Origin of the sequence: Microbacterium sp. p3-SID336, assembly GCF_025143365.1 — a bacterium.
Lineage (GTDB): Bacteria > Actinomycetota > Actinomycetes > Actinomycetales > Microbacteriaceae > Microbacterium.
This window is the reverse complement of record NZ_JALXPE010000043.1, coordinates 1-13,833: the sequence shown is the minus strand read 5'-3', so window position 1 is coordinate 13,833 and position 13,833 is coordinate 1. Positions and strand designations below refer to the sequence as shown.

The window sequence follows — 13,833 nt, the reverse complement described above, 5'->3', positions numbered from 1 at the left end:
CGAACTGTTAGGATAGAAGCCCGTGATGAACTCTTCTTCTGCGGGGCCCAAGAACGACACGACCAAGCACATCTTCGTGACTGGTGGTGTCGTTTCGTCTTTGGGCAAGGGCCTCACCGCGGCCAGCCTGGGCAATCTGCTCACCGCCCGCGGACTGCGGGTCGTCATGCAGAAGCTCGACCCGTACCTGAACGTCGACCCGGGCACGATGAACCCCTTCCAGCACGGCGAGGTGTTCGTCACGGACGACGGCGCGGAGACCGACCTCGACATCGGCCACTACGAGCGTTTCCTCGACATCAACCTGTCCCAGGCGGCCAACGTCACCACGGGGCAGATCTACTCCCAGGTGATCGCGCGCGAGCGCCGCGGCGAGTACCTGGGCGACACCGTGCAGGTCATCCCGCACATCACCGACGAGATCAAGCGCCGCATGCGCCTGCAGGCCACGGAGGAGCCGCGGCCTGACGTCATCATCACCGAGGTCGGCGGTACCGTCGGCGACATCGAGTCGCAGCCGTTCCTGGAGGCCGCGCGACAGCTGCGCCACGAGCTGGGCCGGGACAGCGTGTTCTTCGTGCACGTGTCCCTCGTGCCGTTCATGGGCGCGTCCGGCGAGCAGAAGACCAAGCCGACGCAGCACTCCGTTGCGGCTCTCCGGCAGGTCGGCATCCAGCCCGACGCCCTGGTGCTGCGCAGCGACCGTCCGGTGAGCGCGAGCAACCGCAACAAGATCGCGCTGATGTGCGACGTGGACGTCGAGGGCGTCATCAACACGGTCGACCTGCCGAGCATCTACGACATCCCGTCCACGCTGAACGAGCAGGGGCTGGACTCGTACATCGTCCGCCGCCTCGGCCTGGACCAGAAGGCGGCCGACGTCGACTGGACCCGCTGGAACCGGGTGCTGCACGCCGTGCACAACCCCAAGCACGAGGTCACGATCGGGCTGGTCGGCAAGTACATCGACCTGCCGGACGCGTACCTCTCGGTGACCGAGGCGCTCAAGGCCGGCGGTTTCGCGCAGGAGACCAAGGTCCACATCCGCTGGATCCCCTCCGACCTCTGCGAGACGCCCGAGGGCGCGCAGGAGCAGCTGGCGGAGCTCGACGGCATCTGCGTGCCCGGCGGCTTCGGCATCCGCGGCATCGAGGGCAAGCTGGGCGCGCTGAAGTTCGCGCGTGAGCAGGGCATCCCCACGCTCGGCCTGTGCCTGGGGCTGCAGTGCATGGTGATCGAGTTCGCGCGGGACGTGGCCGGTATCGCCGGGGCGTCGTCGAGCGAGTTCGACCCGGACACGTCGGAGCCCGTGATCGCGACCATGGCCGAGCAGGTGGAGATCCTCGACGGCGGCGACCTGGGCGGCACCATGCGACTCGGTCTGTACAAGGCGGCCCTCGCGGAGGGCTCGCTGGCACGCGAGCTGTACGGGGCGCCCGAGGCGTCCGAGCGGCACCGCCACCGCTACGAGGTCAACAATGCCTACCGCGACCGTCTCGCCGAGGCCGGCCTGGTGTTCTCCGGCCTCAACCCGGAGCTCGACCTGGTCGAGTACGTCGAGCTGCCGCGCGACGTGCACCCGTACTACATCGCCACGCAGGCGCACCCGGAGCTGCGTTCGCGTCCGACCGACCCGCACCCGCTGTTCCGCGGCCTGGTCGGTGCGGCGATCGAGCGGCACCGTGCGAGCGAGTTGTTCGACGTCAGCGACGATGAGTGAGGTCGATGCCCGTGCCGACGGCGGACCGCTGCGGGACGAGGCGTTCGAGCCGGAGGTCCTGAGCTCGGAGCTCGTGTACGAGGGCCGGGTGTGGGACGTGCGCTCCGACCGGGTGCGCTACGGCGACACCGAGATCGTGCGGCAGTACGTGGCGCATCCGGGCGCGGTGGCCATCCTGGCCCTGGACGATGAGGAGCGGGTGCTGCTGATCCAGCAGTACCGCCACCCGATCAGGCACCGCGACTGGGAGCTGCCCGCCGGGCTGCTCGACGTGCCGGGGGAGGACCCCGCGGCGGCCGCACGGCGCGAACTCGCCGAGGAGGCCGACCTGGTCGCCGCGCGGTGGGAGCCGCTGGTGTCATCCTGGACCACGCCCGGTGGGAACGACGAGCTGATCCAGGTGTTCCTCGCGACGGGCATCGGCGCGGCCGAGTCGGCCCACGCGCGGGAGGACGAGGAGGCGGACATCCGCCTGGAGTGGGTGCCGCTCGCCGATGCGGTCGCCGCCGTGCTGGACGGTCGCATGCGCAACGGCATCCTCGCGATCGGCGTCCTGGCGGCGGCGCAGAGGCTGCGCGACCGGAGCTGACATGCAGCTCGATCGCGCTCTGGACGCGTATCTGCGTCACGTCACGATCGAGCGCGGCCTCAGCGCGCACACGATCGCGGCGTACCGGCGCGACCTCGACGGCTACCGCTCCTGGCTCGACGAGCAGGGTATCGACGACACGGCGCAGGTGACGGCGGCCGTGGTCGACCGATTCGTCGCCGAGCGCGCCGCGTCAGAGCCTCCGCCGGCCGCGACGAGCCTGGCACGGCTGCAGTCGTCGGTGCGGGGGTGGCATCGCTTCCTGGCGCGCGAGGGCATCGAGACCGACGACCCCAGCGGGCGGCTCCGCCCACCGAAGGCCCCGCGGCGGCTGCCCAAAGCGCTGACGATCGAGCAGGTCGAGAGGCTGCTCGCGGCCCCGTCGCCGGAGGAGCCGCTCGGCATCAGGGACCGCGCCCTGCTGGAGCTGCTGTATGCCACGGGTGCGCGCGTCTCCGAAGCCGTGGGGCTCGACGTCGACGATCTGGCGCACGGAGATGTGCTGCGTCTGCGCGGCAAGGGCTCGAAGGAGCGCATCGTCCCGGTCGGCTCGTACGCGCGCGCGGCCGTGGACGCCTACCTGACCAGGGTGCGCCCCGGCCTCGCCGCGAAGGGCCGCGCCTCGGCGAAGCTGTTCCTCGGTGCGCGCGGTGCCCCGCTGTCCCGGCAGAGCGCGTGGCTGGTGATCCGCGAGGCCGCCGAGCGCGCGCACATCACCGCGGAGGTGTCGCCGCACACGCTGCGGCACTCGTTCGCGACGCACCTGCTGCAGGGGGGAGCCGACGTGCGTGTGGTGCAGGAGCTGCTCGGGCACTCCTCCGTCGCCACGACGCAGATCTATACGCACGTCTCGGTCGATGCGCTGCGCGACGTGTACGCGACCTCCCACCCCCGCGCGCGCTGACGGACCGCGCGGTTCGGAGCGTGTGGGCATGCCGCGCGCCGGGGCGGGCGGTCACGGCACGGCCGCTACAATCGAGCAAGCACGAAGGAGCAGGAGAACCGGTGGCTGAGAAAGCGGCGAAGTCCAGGGCGAAGGCGAAGAAGGCCGACGACACCCCCATGGGACCCACCGGTCGCCCCTATCGCGGCTTCCCGATCCCCGCACCGCTGAAGTCTCACGGTCCCGCGCGCATCATCGCGCTGTGCAACCAGAAGGGCGGCGTGGGCAAGACCACGACGTCGATCAACCTCGCGGCAGCGCTGGCCGAGTACGGGCGCAAGGTGCTCGCGGTGGATTTCGACCCGCAGGGCGCGCTGTCGGCGGGTCTCGGCATCCAGACGCACGACGTGCCCACGGTGTACGACCTGCTGCTCGACACGAAGCGCGATGCGCACGAGGCGATCGTCCACTCGAACGTGGAGGGCCTCGACGTCCTCCCCGCGAACATCGACCTGTCCGCGGCCGAGGTGCACCTCGTGAACGAGGTCGCCCGCGAGACCATCCTCGCCCGCGTGCTGCGTCAGGTGGCGGGGGAGTACGACGTCATCCTCATCGACTGCCAGCCCTCGCTCGGCCTGCTCACTGTCAATGCTCTGACCGCCGCGCACGGCGTGATCATCCCGCTCGAGTGCGAGTTCTTCGCGCTGCGCGGCGTCGCGCTGCTCATCGAGACCATCGACAAGGTCCGCGACCGGCTGAACCCGTCGATCACCATGGACGGGCTCCTCGCCACGATGTACGACCCGCGTACGCTGCACTCGCGTGAGGTGCTGGAGCGCGTGGTCGAGGCCTTCGGCGACGACGTGCTGGAGACCGTGATCGGCCGGACCGTGAAGTTCCCCGACGCGTCGGTGTCCGGCGTGCCCATCACCGAGTTCGCGCCGGAGCACGCCGCCGCCCAGGCCTACCTGCGGCTGGCGCGGGAGCTGGTCGCCCGTGGCGCCGTCGCCTGAGGACGCGGAGACCGCCGCGACCATCGACCCCGCCGCGCCCGCGGAGGGCGGACCCGTCGGCCCCGCGGAAGGGGACGCCGCCGCCCCGGCCGAGGAGGACTCCGCCGCACTCGCGGAGGCGGACACCGGGTTCCGCGTCTCCCTGTCGAACTTCGACGGACCGTTCGACCTGCTGCTGAACCTCATCTCGAAGCATGAGATGGACATCACCGAGGTGTCGCTGAGTGCCGTCACGAACGAGTTCATCGCATATCTGGCCGAGCTGGAGGACGACGACGACCTGGACCAGGCGTCCGAGTTCCTGGTCGTCGCGGCGACCCTGCTCGACATGAAGGTGGCCGGGCTGCTGCCGCAGGGCGAGCTGGTGGACGCGGAGGCCGTGGCGCTGCTGGAGGCGCGGGACCTGCTGTTCGCACGGCTGCTGCAGTACCGCGCCTTCAAGGAGGTCTCCGCGTGGTTCGCACGGTGCCTGCAGCGGGAGGACCGTCGGCATGTGCGCGCCGTGCCACTGGAGGAGAAGCACCGCAGGAAGACGCCGGAGCTGGTGTGGTCGTTGAGCGCCGACGACTTCGCCGCGCTCGCGCTGCTGGCGTTCGCGCCCAAGGAGATCCCGCACGTCGGGCTCGACCACCTGCACGCGCCCCTGGTGAGCATCCGCGAGCAGGCGGCGATCGTGGTGACCCTGCTGCGCGGCACCGAGTCCGTGAGCTTCCGCGAGCTGGTCGCCGGGGTGACCGAGCCGGGCATCGTGGTCGCCCGGTTCATCTCGGTGCTGGAGCTGTACCGGCACGCGGCGCTCTCCTTCGAACAACTGGAACCGCTCGGCGAGCTCACGCTCCGCTGGGCCGCCGACACCTGGTCGGATGAGACACTCGCGACCCTGGGGGCCGACTATGACCGATGACAGCACGGCGATCGACAACGAGGCCGAGGACCTGACCGCGCTCGAAGGCGATGCCGACGTCGCGACCGCGGCGGGATCCGAGCTGCCGCTGGCGGAGCGGGTGGAGGCGATCCTCTTCATCGTGGACGAGCCCATCGGCCTGGTGGCGCTGGCGGCGGCGGTCGGCGCACCCGTGCCCGCCGTGCGCCAGACCCTGGAGACCCTGGTCGAGGACTACGACGGACGGGGGAGAGGTCCCCGTCGCGGCTTCGAGCTGCGGGAGGTCGGCGGTGGCTGGCGCCTGTACGTGCGCGAGGACCTCGACGGGGTGGTGGCAGAGTTCGTGGGCGGCCAGGCTCCGGCACGGCTGTCCCAGGCGGCGCTGGAGACCCTCGCGGTCATCGCGTACAAGCAGCCGGTCACGCGCAGTCAGGTCGCGTCGATCAGAGCTGTCAACGTGGACTCCGTGGTGCGCACGCTCCTCGCGCGGGGGCTGATCACCGAGCTGTTCGCGGACTCGGAGACCGGCGCGATCAACTACGGCACGACCGACGCTCTCCTGCAACACCTGGGCATCAACTCGCTGGACGAGCTGCCTCCGATCTCGCCGCTGCTCGACGACGGCGCCGACGGCTTCGACGAAGGGACCCTGCGATGAGCCGGGACGACAACGACTCCACCGCTCCCGAGGGCGTGCGCCTGCAGAAGGTGCTGGCCGCCGCGGGCGTCGCCTCGCGGCGCGTGGTCGAGCAGTACATCGTGGAGGGCCGCATCCGCGTCAACGGCCAGGTCGTGACGGAGCTGGGGCGGCGCATCGACCCCGAGCGCGACCTCGTGGACGTGGACGGCACTGCGGTGCAGCTGGACGTGTCGAAGCGGTACGTGATGCTGAACAAGCCGACCGGCGTGGTCAGCAGCATGCGTGACGAGAACGGCCGCCCCGACCTGCGGCGCTTCACGAAGGACTACGAGGAGCGGCTGTACAACGTCGGTCGCCTCGACGCGGAGACGAGCGGCCTGCTCATCCTCACGAACGACGGCGAGCTGGCGCACGTGCTGGCGCACCCGTCGTTCGGGGTGACGAAGGTGTACATCGCAAAGGTCGAGGGCACGGTGACGGCGCAGACCATCGCGAAGCTCACCAAGGGCATCGAGCTGGAGGACGGGCCGATCGCCGCGGACAAGGCGCGACTGCTGGACACCTCGCGGGGATCGAGCCTGGTGGAGCTCACCCTGCATTCGGGGCGCAACCGCATCGTTCGTCGCATGATGGCCGCGGTCGGGCATCCGGTGACGGAGCTGGTGCGTCGTCAGTTCGGTCCGCTCCACCTGGGAACCCTCCCGGCGGGGCGGACGCGGGAACTGAGTAAAATCGAACTCGGTGCGCTGCTCACTCTGGCGCGCCGTGAATCCGGTGTCGCCGAGGCGCCAGGCGAGCAGGAGAGCGAATGACCGAGACGAGTGCGCCCGCGGCGCGGAAGACGGGTGCCGTGGCGCCGCGTCTGTCCGGCACCGTGCGCATCGTCGGCGCCGGGCTGCTCGGGGCGAGCGTGGGCCACGCCCTGCGCGCGAAGGGCATCGACGTCGTCCTCGAGGACGCCTCGCCCGCACAGCTGCGTCTGGCCGTCGACTACGGCGCCGGCCGCCTCCCCGCCGACGACGACGCGCCGGTCCTGATCGTGGTCGCCGTGCCGCCGGATGTCACGGCCGACGTGATCCAGGCGGAGCTGGAGCGCTACCCGGGAGCTGTCGTCACCGACGTCGCCAGCGTGAAGCTGGAGCCGTTCCGTGCGCTGCGCGAGCGCGGCGTGGACCTGACGCGCTACATCGGCTCGCACCCGCTCGCCGGGAGAGAGCGCGGCGGCGCCATCTCCGCCCGCGCCGACCTGTTCATCGGACGCCCCTGGGTCGTCTGCCGCGATGCCGACACCACGGCTGCGGATCTCGCGCTGGTCGAGGCTCTGGCACTGGACGTGGGCGCCATGCCGCTGGAGATGACGCCCGAGGAGCACGACCGGTCCGTGGCGCTGACCTCGCATGTGCCGCAGGTCGTCGCGAGTCTGCTGGCCGCACGGCTCGCCGTGGCGGAGGAGGGCTCGCTGCGCCTGGCGGGACAGGGTGTGCGCGACACGACGCGCATCGCCGCATCCGCCCCCGAGCTGTGGGTGCAGATCCTCGATGCGAACGCCGGCCCCGTGGTCGAGATCTTGGAGGCTCTGGCCGCCGACCTCGGCGAGGTCGCCGCGGCACTCCGCGAGCCCGGGGCTCCCGGCGCCCGCCGAGTCCTGGCCGAGACCATCCGTCAGGGCAACGACGGCGTCGAGCGGCTGCCGGGCAAGCACGGCCAGAACCGCCGGTTCGAGACCCTCGTCGTCATGGTCGACGACACAGCCGGCCAGCTCGGCCGCCTGTTCGGCGAGCTCGGCGAGCTCGGCGTCAACGTCGAGGACCTGCGGCTGGAGCACTCGCCCGGCGCGCAGTTCGGCCTCGCCGAGATCAGTGTCGACCCCGCGGCGCTGCACGGCGCGATCACCGGGCTCCAGGAACGCGGCTGGCGCATCGCAGGGAACACCAATGACTGAGACCTCCACCGCCACGAAGTTCATCGCGATCGACGGGCCCGCCGGATCGGGCAAGTCGAGTGTGTCCAAGGCCGTCGCACGGCGACTCGGCTACGGCTACCTCGACACCGGATCCGCCTATCGTGCGCTCGCCTGGCATGTGCTGGCGCAGGGCGCGGACACCGACGACGCCGCGGCCGTGCGTGCAGCCGCCGCCGACTTCCCTGTGCGGCTCGGGCTCGACCCGGACGACCGCACCGTGCGGGTCGGCGAATTCGACGTGACCGAGGCGATCCGCGAGCCGCGGATCTCCGGTGCCGTGAGCGGTGTCGCCCGCGTGCCCGAGGTCCGCGCGCAGGTGAACGAGCTGTTCCGGGCGCTGGTCGCCGAGGCCCCGTACCCGGCCGTGGTGGTCGAGGGCCGCGACATCACGACGGTCGTGGCACCCGACGCCCCGGTGCGCATCCTGCTCACCGCTGCGCCCGCGGTCCGTGCCGCGCGTCGCGCCGGCGAGCTCGCGGCCGAGAACGCGGATGCGGTGGCCGCCGCTCTGCACAAGCGCGACGCCTCCGACAGTGCCGTCGTCGACTTCCTCAACGCCGCAAAGGGCGTCGAGGTCGTCGACTCGACGGAACTCGATTTCCCCCAGACCATCGACGCCGTCCTCACGGTGATCGAACGACTCCGAGGAGCACACCGTGGCTGACGACGAATACGAAGGCGGTCCCGACCAGCTCGCCGAGAAGCTCGAGCAGATCGACGAACACCTCGCCGAGCAGCGGGCGGAGACCCTGCGCGCCGGCCTCGCCGACTACGAACTGGATGACGAGGATGCGGCGCTGCTCGCGGGCGTCGCCCTGGGCGAGGACGGCATCGAGTTCCTGCCCGCGCTGCCGGTGGTGGCGATCGTCGGCCGGCCGAACGTGGGCAAGTCCGCGCTCGTGAACCGCATCCTCGGCCGCCGCGAGGCCGTGGTCGAGGACACTCCCGGCGTGACCCGCGACCGTGTCACGTACAAGGCGGAGTGGAACGATCGCCGCTTCACGGTCGTCGACACCGGCGGGTGGGAGCCCGACGCGCGGGGCATCGACCGTTCCGTCGCCGCGCAGGCCGAGGTCGCGATCGACCTGTCCGACGTGGTGCTGTTCGTGGTCGACGCCATGGTCGGCGCGACCTCGACCGACGAGCACGTCGTGAAGCTGCTGCGCAAGAGCGGCAAGCCCGTGTTCCTCGTGGCGAACAAGATCGACGACGCCCGCCAGGAGCCGGAGGCCGCGGCGCTGTGGAACCTCGGTCTCGGCGAGCCGCACCCGGTCTCCGCCATCCACGGCCGTGGCGTCGCGGACCTGCTGGACGCGGTGCTGACGAAGCTCCCGGAGATCTCGGCCGTCGCGAAGCAGGAGATCGGCGGTCCGCGTCGTGTCGCCATCCTCGGGCGCCCGAACGTGGGCAAGTCGTCGCTGCTGAACAAGGCAGCGGGCGAAGAGCGGGTCGTCGTGAACGACCTCGCCGGCACCACCCGCGACCCGGTGGACGAGGTCGTGGAGCTCGGCGGCAAGATGTGGCGCCTCGTCGACACCGCCGGCATCCGTCGTCGCGTGCACATGGCGCAGGGTGCGGACTTCTACGCCTCGCTGCGGACGTCGGCGGCCCTGGAGAAGGCGGAGGTCGCGGTCGTCGTGCTCGACGTCTCGGAGTCCATCAGCGAGCAGGACGTGCGCATCATCGACCTCGTGCTGGAGTCGGGCCGTGCGCTCGTGCTCGCGTTCAACAAGTGGGACCGTCTGAACGACGACGACCTGGAGAACGCCGACCGCCGCCGGTATCTGGAGCGGGAGATCGAGCAGGATCTGGCGCACGTGGCCTGGGCGCCGCGCGTGAACATCTCCGCCAAGACGGGACGACACCTCGACAAGCTCGTGCCGGCGCTGGAGACGGCGCTGGAGAACTGGGACCGTCGCATCCCGACGGGCAAGTTCAACGCCTTCCTCGCCGAGCTCGTCGCCGAGCACCCGCACCCGCTGCGCGGGGGCAAGCAGCCGCGCATCCTGTTCGGCACGCAGGCGTCGACGCGCCCGCCGACGTTCGTCCTGTTCACGACCGGCTTCCTCGACCCGGGCTACCGCCGGTTCATCCAGCGGCGGCTGCGCGAGCTGTACCCGTTCGAGGGGACGCCGATCGTCATCAACATGCGGGTGCGCGAGCGTCGCCAGCGCTGAGGCGTTCCCGTGTGTCGCCGGATGGCGCCGCAACCCGGATGCTGTGAAAAGCTGAAGGGGTGACAGTCGTACCCCCTGCTCCCGGTGAACCGCGTCGCCCCTCCGGCCCGCGCGACCCGGGCGACGCCTGGGTGGTCGCCGAGTCCGGCGAACGGTACTGGGGTCGCTTCGGCGCGGCCGGGCTGCTCGCCGTCGACCCCGCGCGCGGCATCCTCCTGCAGCACCGCGTCTCGTGGAGTCACTTCGGGGGCACGTGGGGCCTGCCCGGGGGAGCGCTGCACGAGGGCGAGGCCGCAATCGTCGGCGCGGTGCGCGAGGCCCAGGAGGAGGCGGGTGTGCCTGACGGCGCGGTGCGTCCGCGTTTCACGAGCGTGCTCGACCTCGGCGTCTGGTCGTACACGACCGTCGTGGCCGAGGTGCACGAGGCGTTCGACCCGGTGATCAGCGACCCGGAGAGCGTCGCGCTCGCCTGGATCCCCGTCGCGGAGGTCGAGGATCTGCCGCTGCACCCCGGCTTCGGGGCGGCCTGGCCGGTGCTGCGGTCGCAGCTCGACGCGCACCCTGCGGTGGTGGTCGACGCGGCGAACGTGGTGGGCTCGGTGCCCGACGGCTGGTGGAAGGACCGTGCGGGGGCCGCCGCGCGACTCCGCGATCGCCTCGCGGGCCTGGCCGTGCCCGCGTCCGAGTTCGGCCTCGCCGGGGACCTCTGGTTCCCCGACGTGTCACTCGTGGTGGAGGGTCAGGCGCGCGGCATCGCGACGGAGGCGGAGCCCGTGCTCACGGAGGCAGGTGTGGCCGACCCCGTTCTGACCGTGGTGCGAGCGGATGCTGCGGGCGACGACGCGATCGTCGCCGAGGTCGAGCGCCGTGTCGCCGCCGGGCAGCCCGTGCTCGCGGTCACGAGTGATCGGGAGCTGCGCACGCGCGTCGAGGCCGCCGGCGCTGCCCAGGTGCGGTCGAGCGGCTGGCTCACGCGACTCCTCGACGCCTGACGGAGCGGTTCAGTCCCAGGGGCGCCGGCCGGTGGTCCGCGAGCATGTGTTTCGCCGACGCGTGCCGACGTGGCTTGTCACCCCGCTCTGACGTGGGGCGGACGGTTCAGTCGTCGTCGGTGTGCTCTCCGCGGCCGCGCAGTCGGTCGATGTCCCGGCGTTCGCGCTTGGTGGGCCGCCCGGCACCGCGGTCCCGCACCGCGAGGGCGGCCTGTGGTTCCCGCTCCGGGGTCCTGTCCTCGTAGGCGAGGGCGGCGAGCGGGGCACCGACGCGCTTGACGAGCAGCTGTCGCACGATGAGGATCCGGTCGAAGCCGGCGATGCGGATGCGCAGCTCGTCGCCCACCCGCACCGCCTGCGCCGCCTTGGCCTTGTCGCCGTTCACGCGGATATGCCCCGCGCGGCATGCCGTCGTCGCGGCCGAGCGGGTCTTGTACACGCGCACTGCCCACAGCCAGCTGTCCACCCGCACCGTGCCCGCCATCACGCCTTCTTCCGGCGCAGCGTCACGAGGGCTCCGGCCACGATGAGCCCCTGTCCGAGCGTGTAGGTCGCCATGACGGCGGGACTGCTCCAGGCGGGGAGCGCGTCCGGGAGGAACAGCCGGAAGGCGAGGATGGTGTCGCTCGCCAGGAAGAACGCACCGCCGACGGCCACCAGCGGATGGCAGCGGGCGGCGAACGTGGCTGTGCCGCCGAGCACCAGTCCGTAGGCGGCGACGGCGAGGAGCAGCGCGCCGGTGTGCGGGCCGAGGACGAGGATCATCGCGACCCACCACGCAGCGTAGACCAGCGTCCACCAGGGGAAGCGCCGACGTGCGAGGTGGCGCGCGAAGAGGGCGATGTAGGCGAGGTGGGCGAGCCCGAAGAACGCGAGCATGAGCGGCAGCTCGGGCCCCGCGGGAAAGAACGCGCCGGCGCCATCGCCCAGCGAGGAGAAGAGCAGTGCGGCGAGGAGCAGCAGCAGGGGAGCGGTGGTGAGACGCCGCGCGGAGACCAGCACCGGGAGCGCCAGCAGCGGCATCAGCAGCAGTTTGGTCGGACCGGCGAGCGGATGCTGCATGGCCAACAGCACCACGTGCAGCAGCGACACCGCCGCGTACGGCAGGAACGCCCACACCACAGGGGCGATCCCGGCGCGCTGCCGGGTCGGGGCGGAGAGGGAGGAGTCGGGCTGCACGAGCGGTGTCCGCCGACTCAGGATTCGATGGTCACGTCGACCACGGTGTCGTCCGGGCCGAGGTGCACGGCGGGCCAGTACCCCTCGGGGAAGTGAGCGCCGCAGGAGTCGACCAGGTGCAGCACGACCGTGCCGTCCGCCGCGACCTCGACGGTCTCCAGCTGCAGGTCGCCCGCGGCCTCGTCGAGTTCGTGCGGCTCGGGTTCGCCCGTGCTGAACCGTGTGACCACGGCGTCGGAGGCGGTGCGGCGCAGGGCATCCAGGTGGGTCAGGGTGGAGCGGAGCCGGGGCAGCAGCGGCTCGACCTCGGCGGGGGTCGTGCCCTCCAGCATCAGCTCCACCTCGGTGCCGTCGACCTCGCGGGTGCCGACGAACCAGTCGTGCGTCAGAACGGAGCCGTCGGTGAGCTCGGACGTGGCGCGGCGGAGGTCGCCGAACTCGGGGTCGTGCAGCAGAGGGGGAGCGTCACTCATGCCTTCACGCTAGCGGCTCGGTCGCCCGCGAGGTCGAGGGACACCAGGACTCTCCCCGGCTTCATGACCGCGTTCTCCGTGAAGCCCGCGCCGAGGAAGGTGCCGAGTGTGCCGTGGTACAGGTCATTGGCGCGCTGCTTCTCGCCGCGGGTGTCGACCGGGTACCCCTCGATGAGTCGCGCCCCGGACTGCGCGGCATACTCGACCGCGGCGCGCAGCAGGACGGCGTTGAGCCCGGTGCCCCGGTGCTCCCGTCGCACGACGAAACAGCTCACCGCCCATACGGACGCGTCGTCGAACGGCTCTGTGGAGGCGGCGGCGATCATGCGGGTCCGGGGCAGGCGGGCCTGGTGCGTGCGCGGCCCGATGCGGATCCAGCCCGCCGCCTCACCGTCGACGTACGCGACAAGACCGGGAGGGGGACCCTGGTCGATCTCGGCGCGGAACATCTCGGTGCGCTGCGGTGTGGTGGTCCGGGTCCAGTCCTTGCTCGGCAGCATCGGCCAGATGCACTGACAGCTCGCGCCGTCTCCGCCTCCGGTGAGGGCGCGCTGCACGTCGTCCCAGCGCTCGGGGGTGGCCGGCTCGGTCGTGATCGTAGGCATGACCGCGACGGTACGCGGTGGTTCCGACACCCCGCAACGCCTCGGTTCGCGAGAGGGCCTGCAGTGCGGCTAAGATAGGGGAGTTGCCTGCGCGAGAGTGCAGAACAACGGGCTGTGGCGCAGCTTGGTAGCGCACTTGACTGGGGGTCAAGGGGTCGCAGGTTCAAATCCTGTCAGCCCGACCATTTAGGGCCGGAATCTCGCAAGAGTTTCCGGCCCTTCTGCATGTCCGGGATCGCGGAGGGCACGTAAAGGGCACGCGCCATCCACAAGGCTCTGCCATGACGATGCTCTCCATTGGTGTCGAGAAGATGCTGAAGCTCGGCCTGGGCCTCAACCACATCGCGGAGAGTCGGGCTTGGTTGCCTCTGAACGTGCTCAAGAACGAGTATCGCCACAACATCGTCAAGATGGAGGCGCTGTTGCGAGAGGCGATCAGAGACAATGTCGGACGGGCAACCCACCGCTACTGGGTGGATGAGGCGCTTGCCGCAGTGGAGAACGATCCTGTTTGGCCCCCGCTCGTGGCGGCGTTGAATCGGTATGGGCAAGAGGGCCGCTTCTACTACTTGGACGCCGATAGCGACCACAGAGGCAATCGTTGCACTTGCAGCTGAGATGTGAGCCGAGAACGCCACGCGGTGGGCGCTGAAGTCGCGTTGCCGGACGTGCGCATAGACCTTGTCTGTGATGGCCTAGCTCGCGTGCCCCATGGC

16 protein-coding genes and 1 tRNA gene are annotated in these 13,833 nt (G+C 70.9%); 13 read left to right on the top strand and 4 right to left on the bottom strand.

Features of this window, described 5'->3' with window-relative positions:
* Nucleotides 1–25 precede the first annotated feature (25 nt).
* The 11 genes from M3C17_RS13250 (at nt 26) to M3C17_RS13200 (ending at nt 10,860) form a co-directional block, all read left to right on the top strand.
* Nucleotides 26–1,720 (top strand): CTP synthase, encoded by a 1,695-nt coding sequence (locus tag M3C17_RS13250; protein WP_259978292.1) that lies wholly within the window; start codon nt 26–28, stop codon nt 1,718–1,720.
* Nucleotides 1,713–2,309, top strand: coding sequence for an NUDIX hydrolase (locus M3C17_RS13245; protein ID WP_259978291.1), 597 nt, complete (start codon nt 1,713–1,715; stop codon nt 2,307–2,309). The genes M3C17_RS13250 and M3C17_RS13245 overlap by 8 nt, the downstream gene beginning before the upstream one ends.
* Before the next feature lies 1 nt (nt 2,310).
* Nucleotides 2,311–3,213 carry a site-specific tyrosine recombinase XerD gene (gene xerD / locus M3C17_RS13240; protein WP_259978289.1) on the top strand — a complete coding sequence of 301 codons (903 nt, stop codon included), beginning with the start codon at nt 2,311–2,313 and terminating at the stop codon, nt 3,211–3,213.
* 158 nt (nt 3,214–3,371) lie between these two features.
* A complete protein-coding gene (locus M3C17_RS13235) occupies nt 3,372–4,205 on the top strand; it encodes a ParA family protein (RefSeq protein WP_259978312.1) in 834 nt (277 codons plus the stop codon).
* Nucleotides 4,189–5,109: a ScpA family protein gene (locus M3C17_RS13230; protein ID WP_259978288.1), complete on the top strand. Its 921-nt coding sequence runs from the start codon at nt 4,189–4,191 to the stop codon at nt 5,107–5,109. The genes M3C17_RS13235 and M3C17_RS13230 overlap by 17 nt, the downstream gene beginning before the upstream one ends.
* Entirely contained in the window at nt 5,099–5,746 is a 648-nt protein-coding gene (scpB, locus tag M3C17_RS13225; RefSeq protein ID WP_259978287.1) for an SMC-Scp complex subunit ScpB, read from the top strand. The genes M3C17_RS13230 and scpB overlap by 11 nt, the downstream gene beginning before the upstream one ends.
* Nucleotides 5,743–6,540 (top strand): pseudouridine synthase, encoded by a 798-nt coding sequence (locus M3C17_RS13220; RefSeq protein WP_259978286.1) that lies wholly within the window; start codon nt 5,743–5,745, stop codon nt 6,538–6,540. The genes scpB and M3C17_RS13220 overlap by 4 nt, the downstream gene beginning before the upstream one ends.
* Nucleotides 6,537–7,670, top strand: coding sequence for a prephenate dehydrogenase (locus M3C17_RS13215; RefSeq protein ID WP_259978285.1), 1,134 nt, complete (start codon nt 6,537–6,539; stop codon nt 7,668–7,670). The genes M3C17_RS13220 and M3C17_RS13215 overlap by 4 nt, the downstream gene beginning before the upstream one ends.
* Nucleotides 7,663–8,355 carry a (d)CMP kinase gene (cmk, locus tag M3C17_RS13210; protein WP_259978284.1) on the top strand — a complete coding sequence of 231 codons (693 nt, stop codon included), beginning with the start codon at nt 7,663–7,665 and terminating at the stop codon, nt 8,353–8,355. Before M3C17_RS13215 ends, cmk begins: the two co-directional genes overlap by 8 nt.
* Nucleotides 8,348–9,868: a ribosome biogenesis GTPase Der gene (der, locus tag M3C17_RS13205; RefSeq protein ID WP_259978283.1), complete on the top strand. Its 1,521-nt coding sequence runs from the start codon at nt 8,348–8,350 to the stop codon at nt 9,866–9,868. Before cmk ends, der begins: the two co-directional genes overlap by 8 nt.
* A gap of 59 nt (nt 9,869–9,927) precedes the next feature.
* Nucleotides 9,928–10,860, top strand: coding sequence for an NUDIX domain-containing protein (locus M3C17_RS13200; RefSeq protein ID WP_259978282.1), 933 nt, complete (start codon nt 9,928–9,930; stop codon nt 10,858–10,860).
* A gap of 106 nt (nt 10,861–10,966) precedes the next feature.
* Here the strand turns inward: M3C17_RS13200 and M3C17_RS13195 are convergent, their stop codons facing one another.
* Genes M3C17_RS13195 through M3C17_RS13180 form a run of 4 tightly spaced genes read right to left on the bottom strand, consistent with a single transcriptional unit; the run spans nt 10,967 to nt 13,117 of the window.
* Nucleotides 10,967–11,344: an RNA-binding S4 domain-containing protein gene (locus M3C17_RS13195; RefSeq protein WP_259978281.1), complete on the bottom strand. Its 378-nt coding sequence runs from the start codon at nt 11,342–11,344 to the stop codon at nt 10,967–10,969.
* Nucleotides 11,344–12,039 carry a lysoplasmalogenase gene (locus tag M3C17_RS13190; RefSeq protein WP_259978280.1) on the bottom strand — a complete coding sequence of 232 codons (696 nt, stop codon included), beginning with the start codon at nt 12,037–12,039 and terminating at the stop codon, nt 11,344–11,346. The genes M3C17_RS13195 and M3C17_RS13190 overlap by 1 nt, the downstream gene beginning before the upstream one ends.
* A gap of 17 nt (nt 12,040–12,056) precedes the next feature.
* Nucleotides 12,057–12,512 carry a hypothetical protein gene (locus M3C17_RS13185; protein ID WP_259978279.1) on the bottom strand — a complete coding sequence of 152 codons (456 nt, stop codon included), beginning with the start codon at nt 12,510–12,512 and terminating at the stop codon, nt 12,057–12,059.
* Complete coding sequence (locus M3C17_RS13180) at nt 12,509–13,117, bottom strand: GNAT family N-acetyltransferase (RefSeq protein WP_259978278.1); 609 nt, start codon at nt 13,115–13,117, stop codon at nt 12,509–12,511. Before M3C17_RS13180 ends, M3C17_RS13185 begins: the two co-directional genes overlap by 4 nt.
* Before the next feature lie 108 nt (nt 13,118–13,225).
* On the opposite strand from M3C17_RS13180, the gene M3C17_RS13175 reads away from it, so the two are divergent.
* Nucleotides 13,226–13,302: transfer RNA gene (locus M3C17_RS13175), tRNA-Pro, on the top strand.
* A 96-nt stretch (nt 13,303–13,398) separates the two neighbouring features.
* Complete coding sequence (locus M3C17_RS13170; protein ID WP_259978277.1) at nt 13,399–13,734, top strand: hypothetical protein; 336 nt, start codon at nt 13,399–13,401, stop codon at nt 13,732–13,734.
* The last annotated feature ends 99 nt before the right edge of the window (nt 13,735–13,833 follow it).

Excerpts from the sequence above, each read along its gene's own strand:
- M3C17_RS13250 (WP_259978292.1), top strand. The coding sequence starts at position 26 with ATGAACTCTTCTTCTGCGGGGCCCAAGAACGACACGACCAAGCACATC.
- M3C17_RS13245 (WP_259978291.1), top strand. The coding sequence starts at position 1,713 with ATGAGTGAGGTCGATGCCCGTGCCGACGGCGGACCGCTGCGGGACGAG.
- xerD (WP_259978289.1), top strand. The coding sequence starts at position 2,311 with ATGCAGCTCGATCGCGCTCTGGACGCGTATCTGCGTCACGTCACGATC.
- M3C17_RS13235 (WP_259978312.1), top strand. The coding sequence starts at position 3,372 with ATGGGACCCACCGGTCGCCCCTATCGCGGCTTCCCGATCCCCGCACCG.
- scpB (WP_259978287.1), top strand. The coding sequence starts at position 5,099 with ATGACCGATGACAGCACGGCGATCGACAACGAGGCCGAGGACCTGACC.
- M3C17_RS13220 (WP_259978286.1), top strand. The coding sequence starts at position 5,743 with ATGAGCCGGGACGACAACGACTCCACCGCTCCCGAGGGCGTGCGCCTG.
- M3C17_RS13215 (WP_259978285.1), top strand. The coding sequence starts at position 6,537 with ATGACCGAGACGAGTGCGCCCGCGGCGCGGAAGACGGGTGCCGTGGCG.
- cmk (WP_259978284.1), top strand. The coding sequence starts at position 7,663 with ATGACTGAGACCTCCACCGCCACGAAGTTCATCGCGATCGACGGGCCC.
- M3C17_RS13195 (WP_259978281.1), bottom strand. The coding sequence starts at position 11,344 with ATGGCGGGCACGGTGCGGGTGGACAGCTGGCTGTGGGCAGTGCGCGTG.
- M3C17_RS13185 (WP_259978279.1), bottom strand. The coding sequence starts at position 12,512 with ATGAGTGACGCTCCCCCTCTGCTGCACGACCCCGAGTTCGGCGACCTC.
- M3C17_RS13180 (WP_259978278.1), bottom strand. The coding sequence starts at position 13,117 with ATGCCTACGATCACGACCGAGCCGGCCACCCCCGAGCGCTGGGACGAC.
- M3C17_RS13170 (WP_259978277.1), top strand. The coding sequence starts at position 13,399 with ATGACGATGCTCTCCATTGGTGTCGAGAAGATGCTGAAGCTCGGCCTG.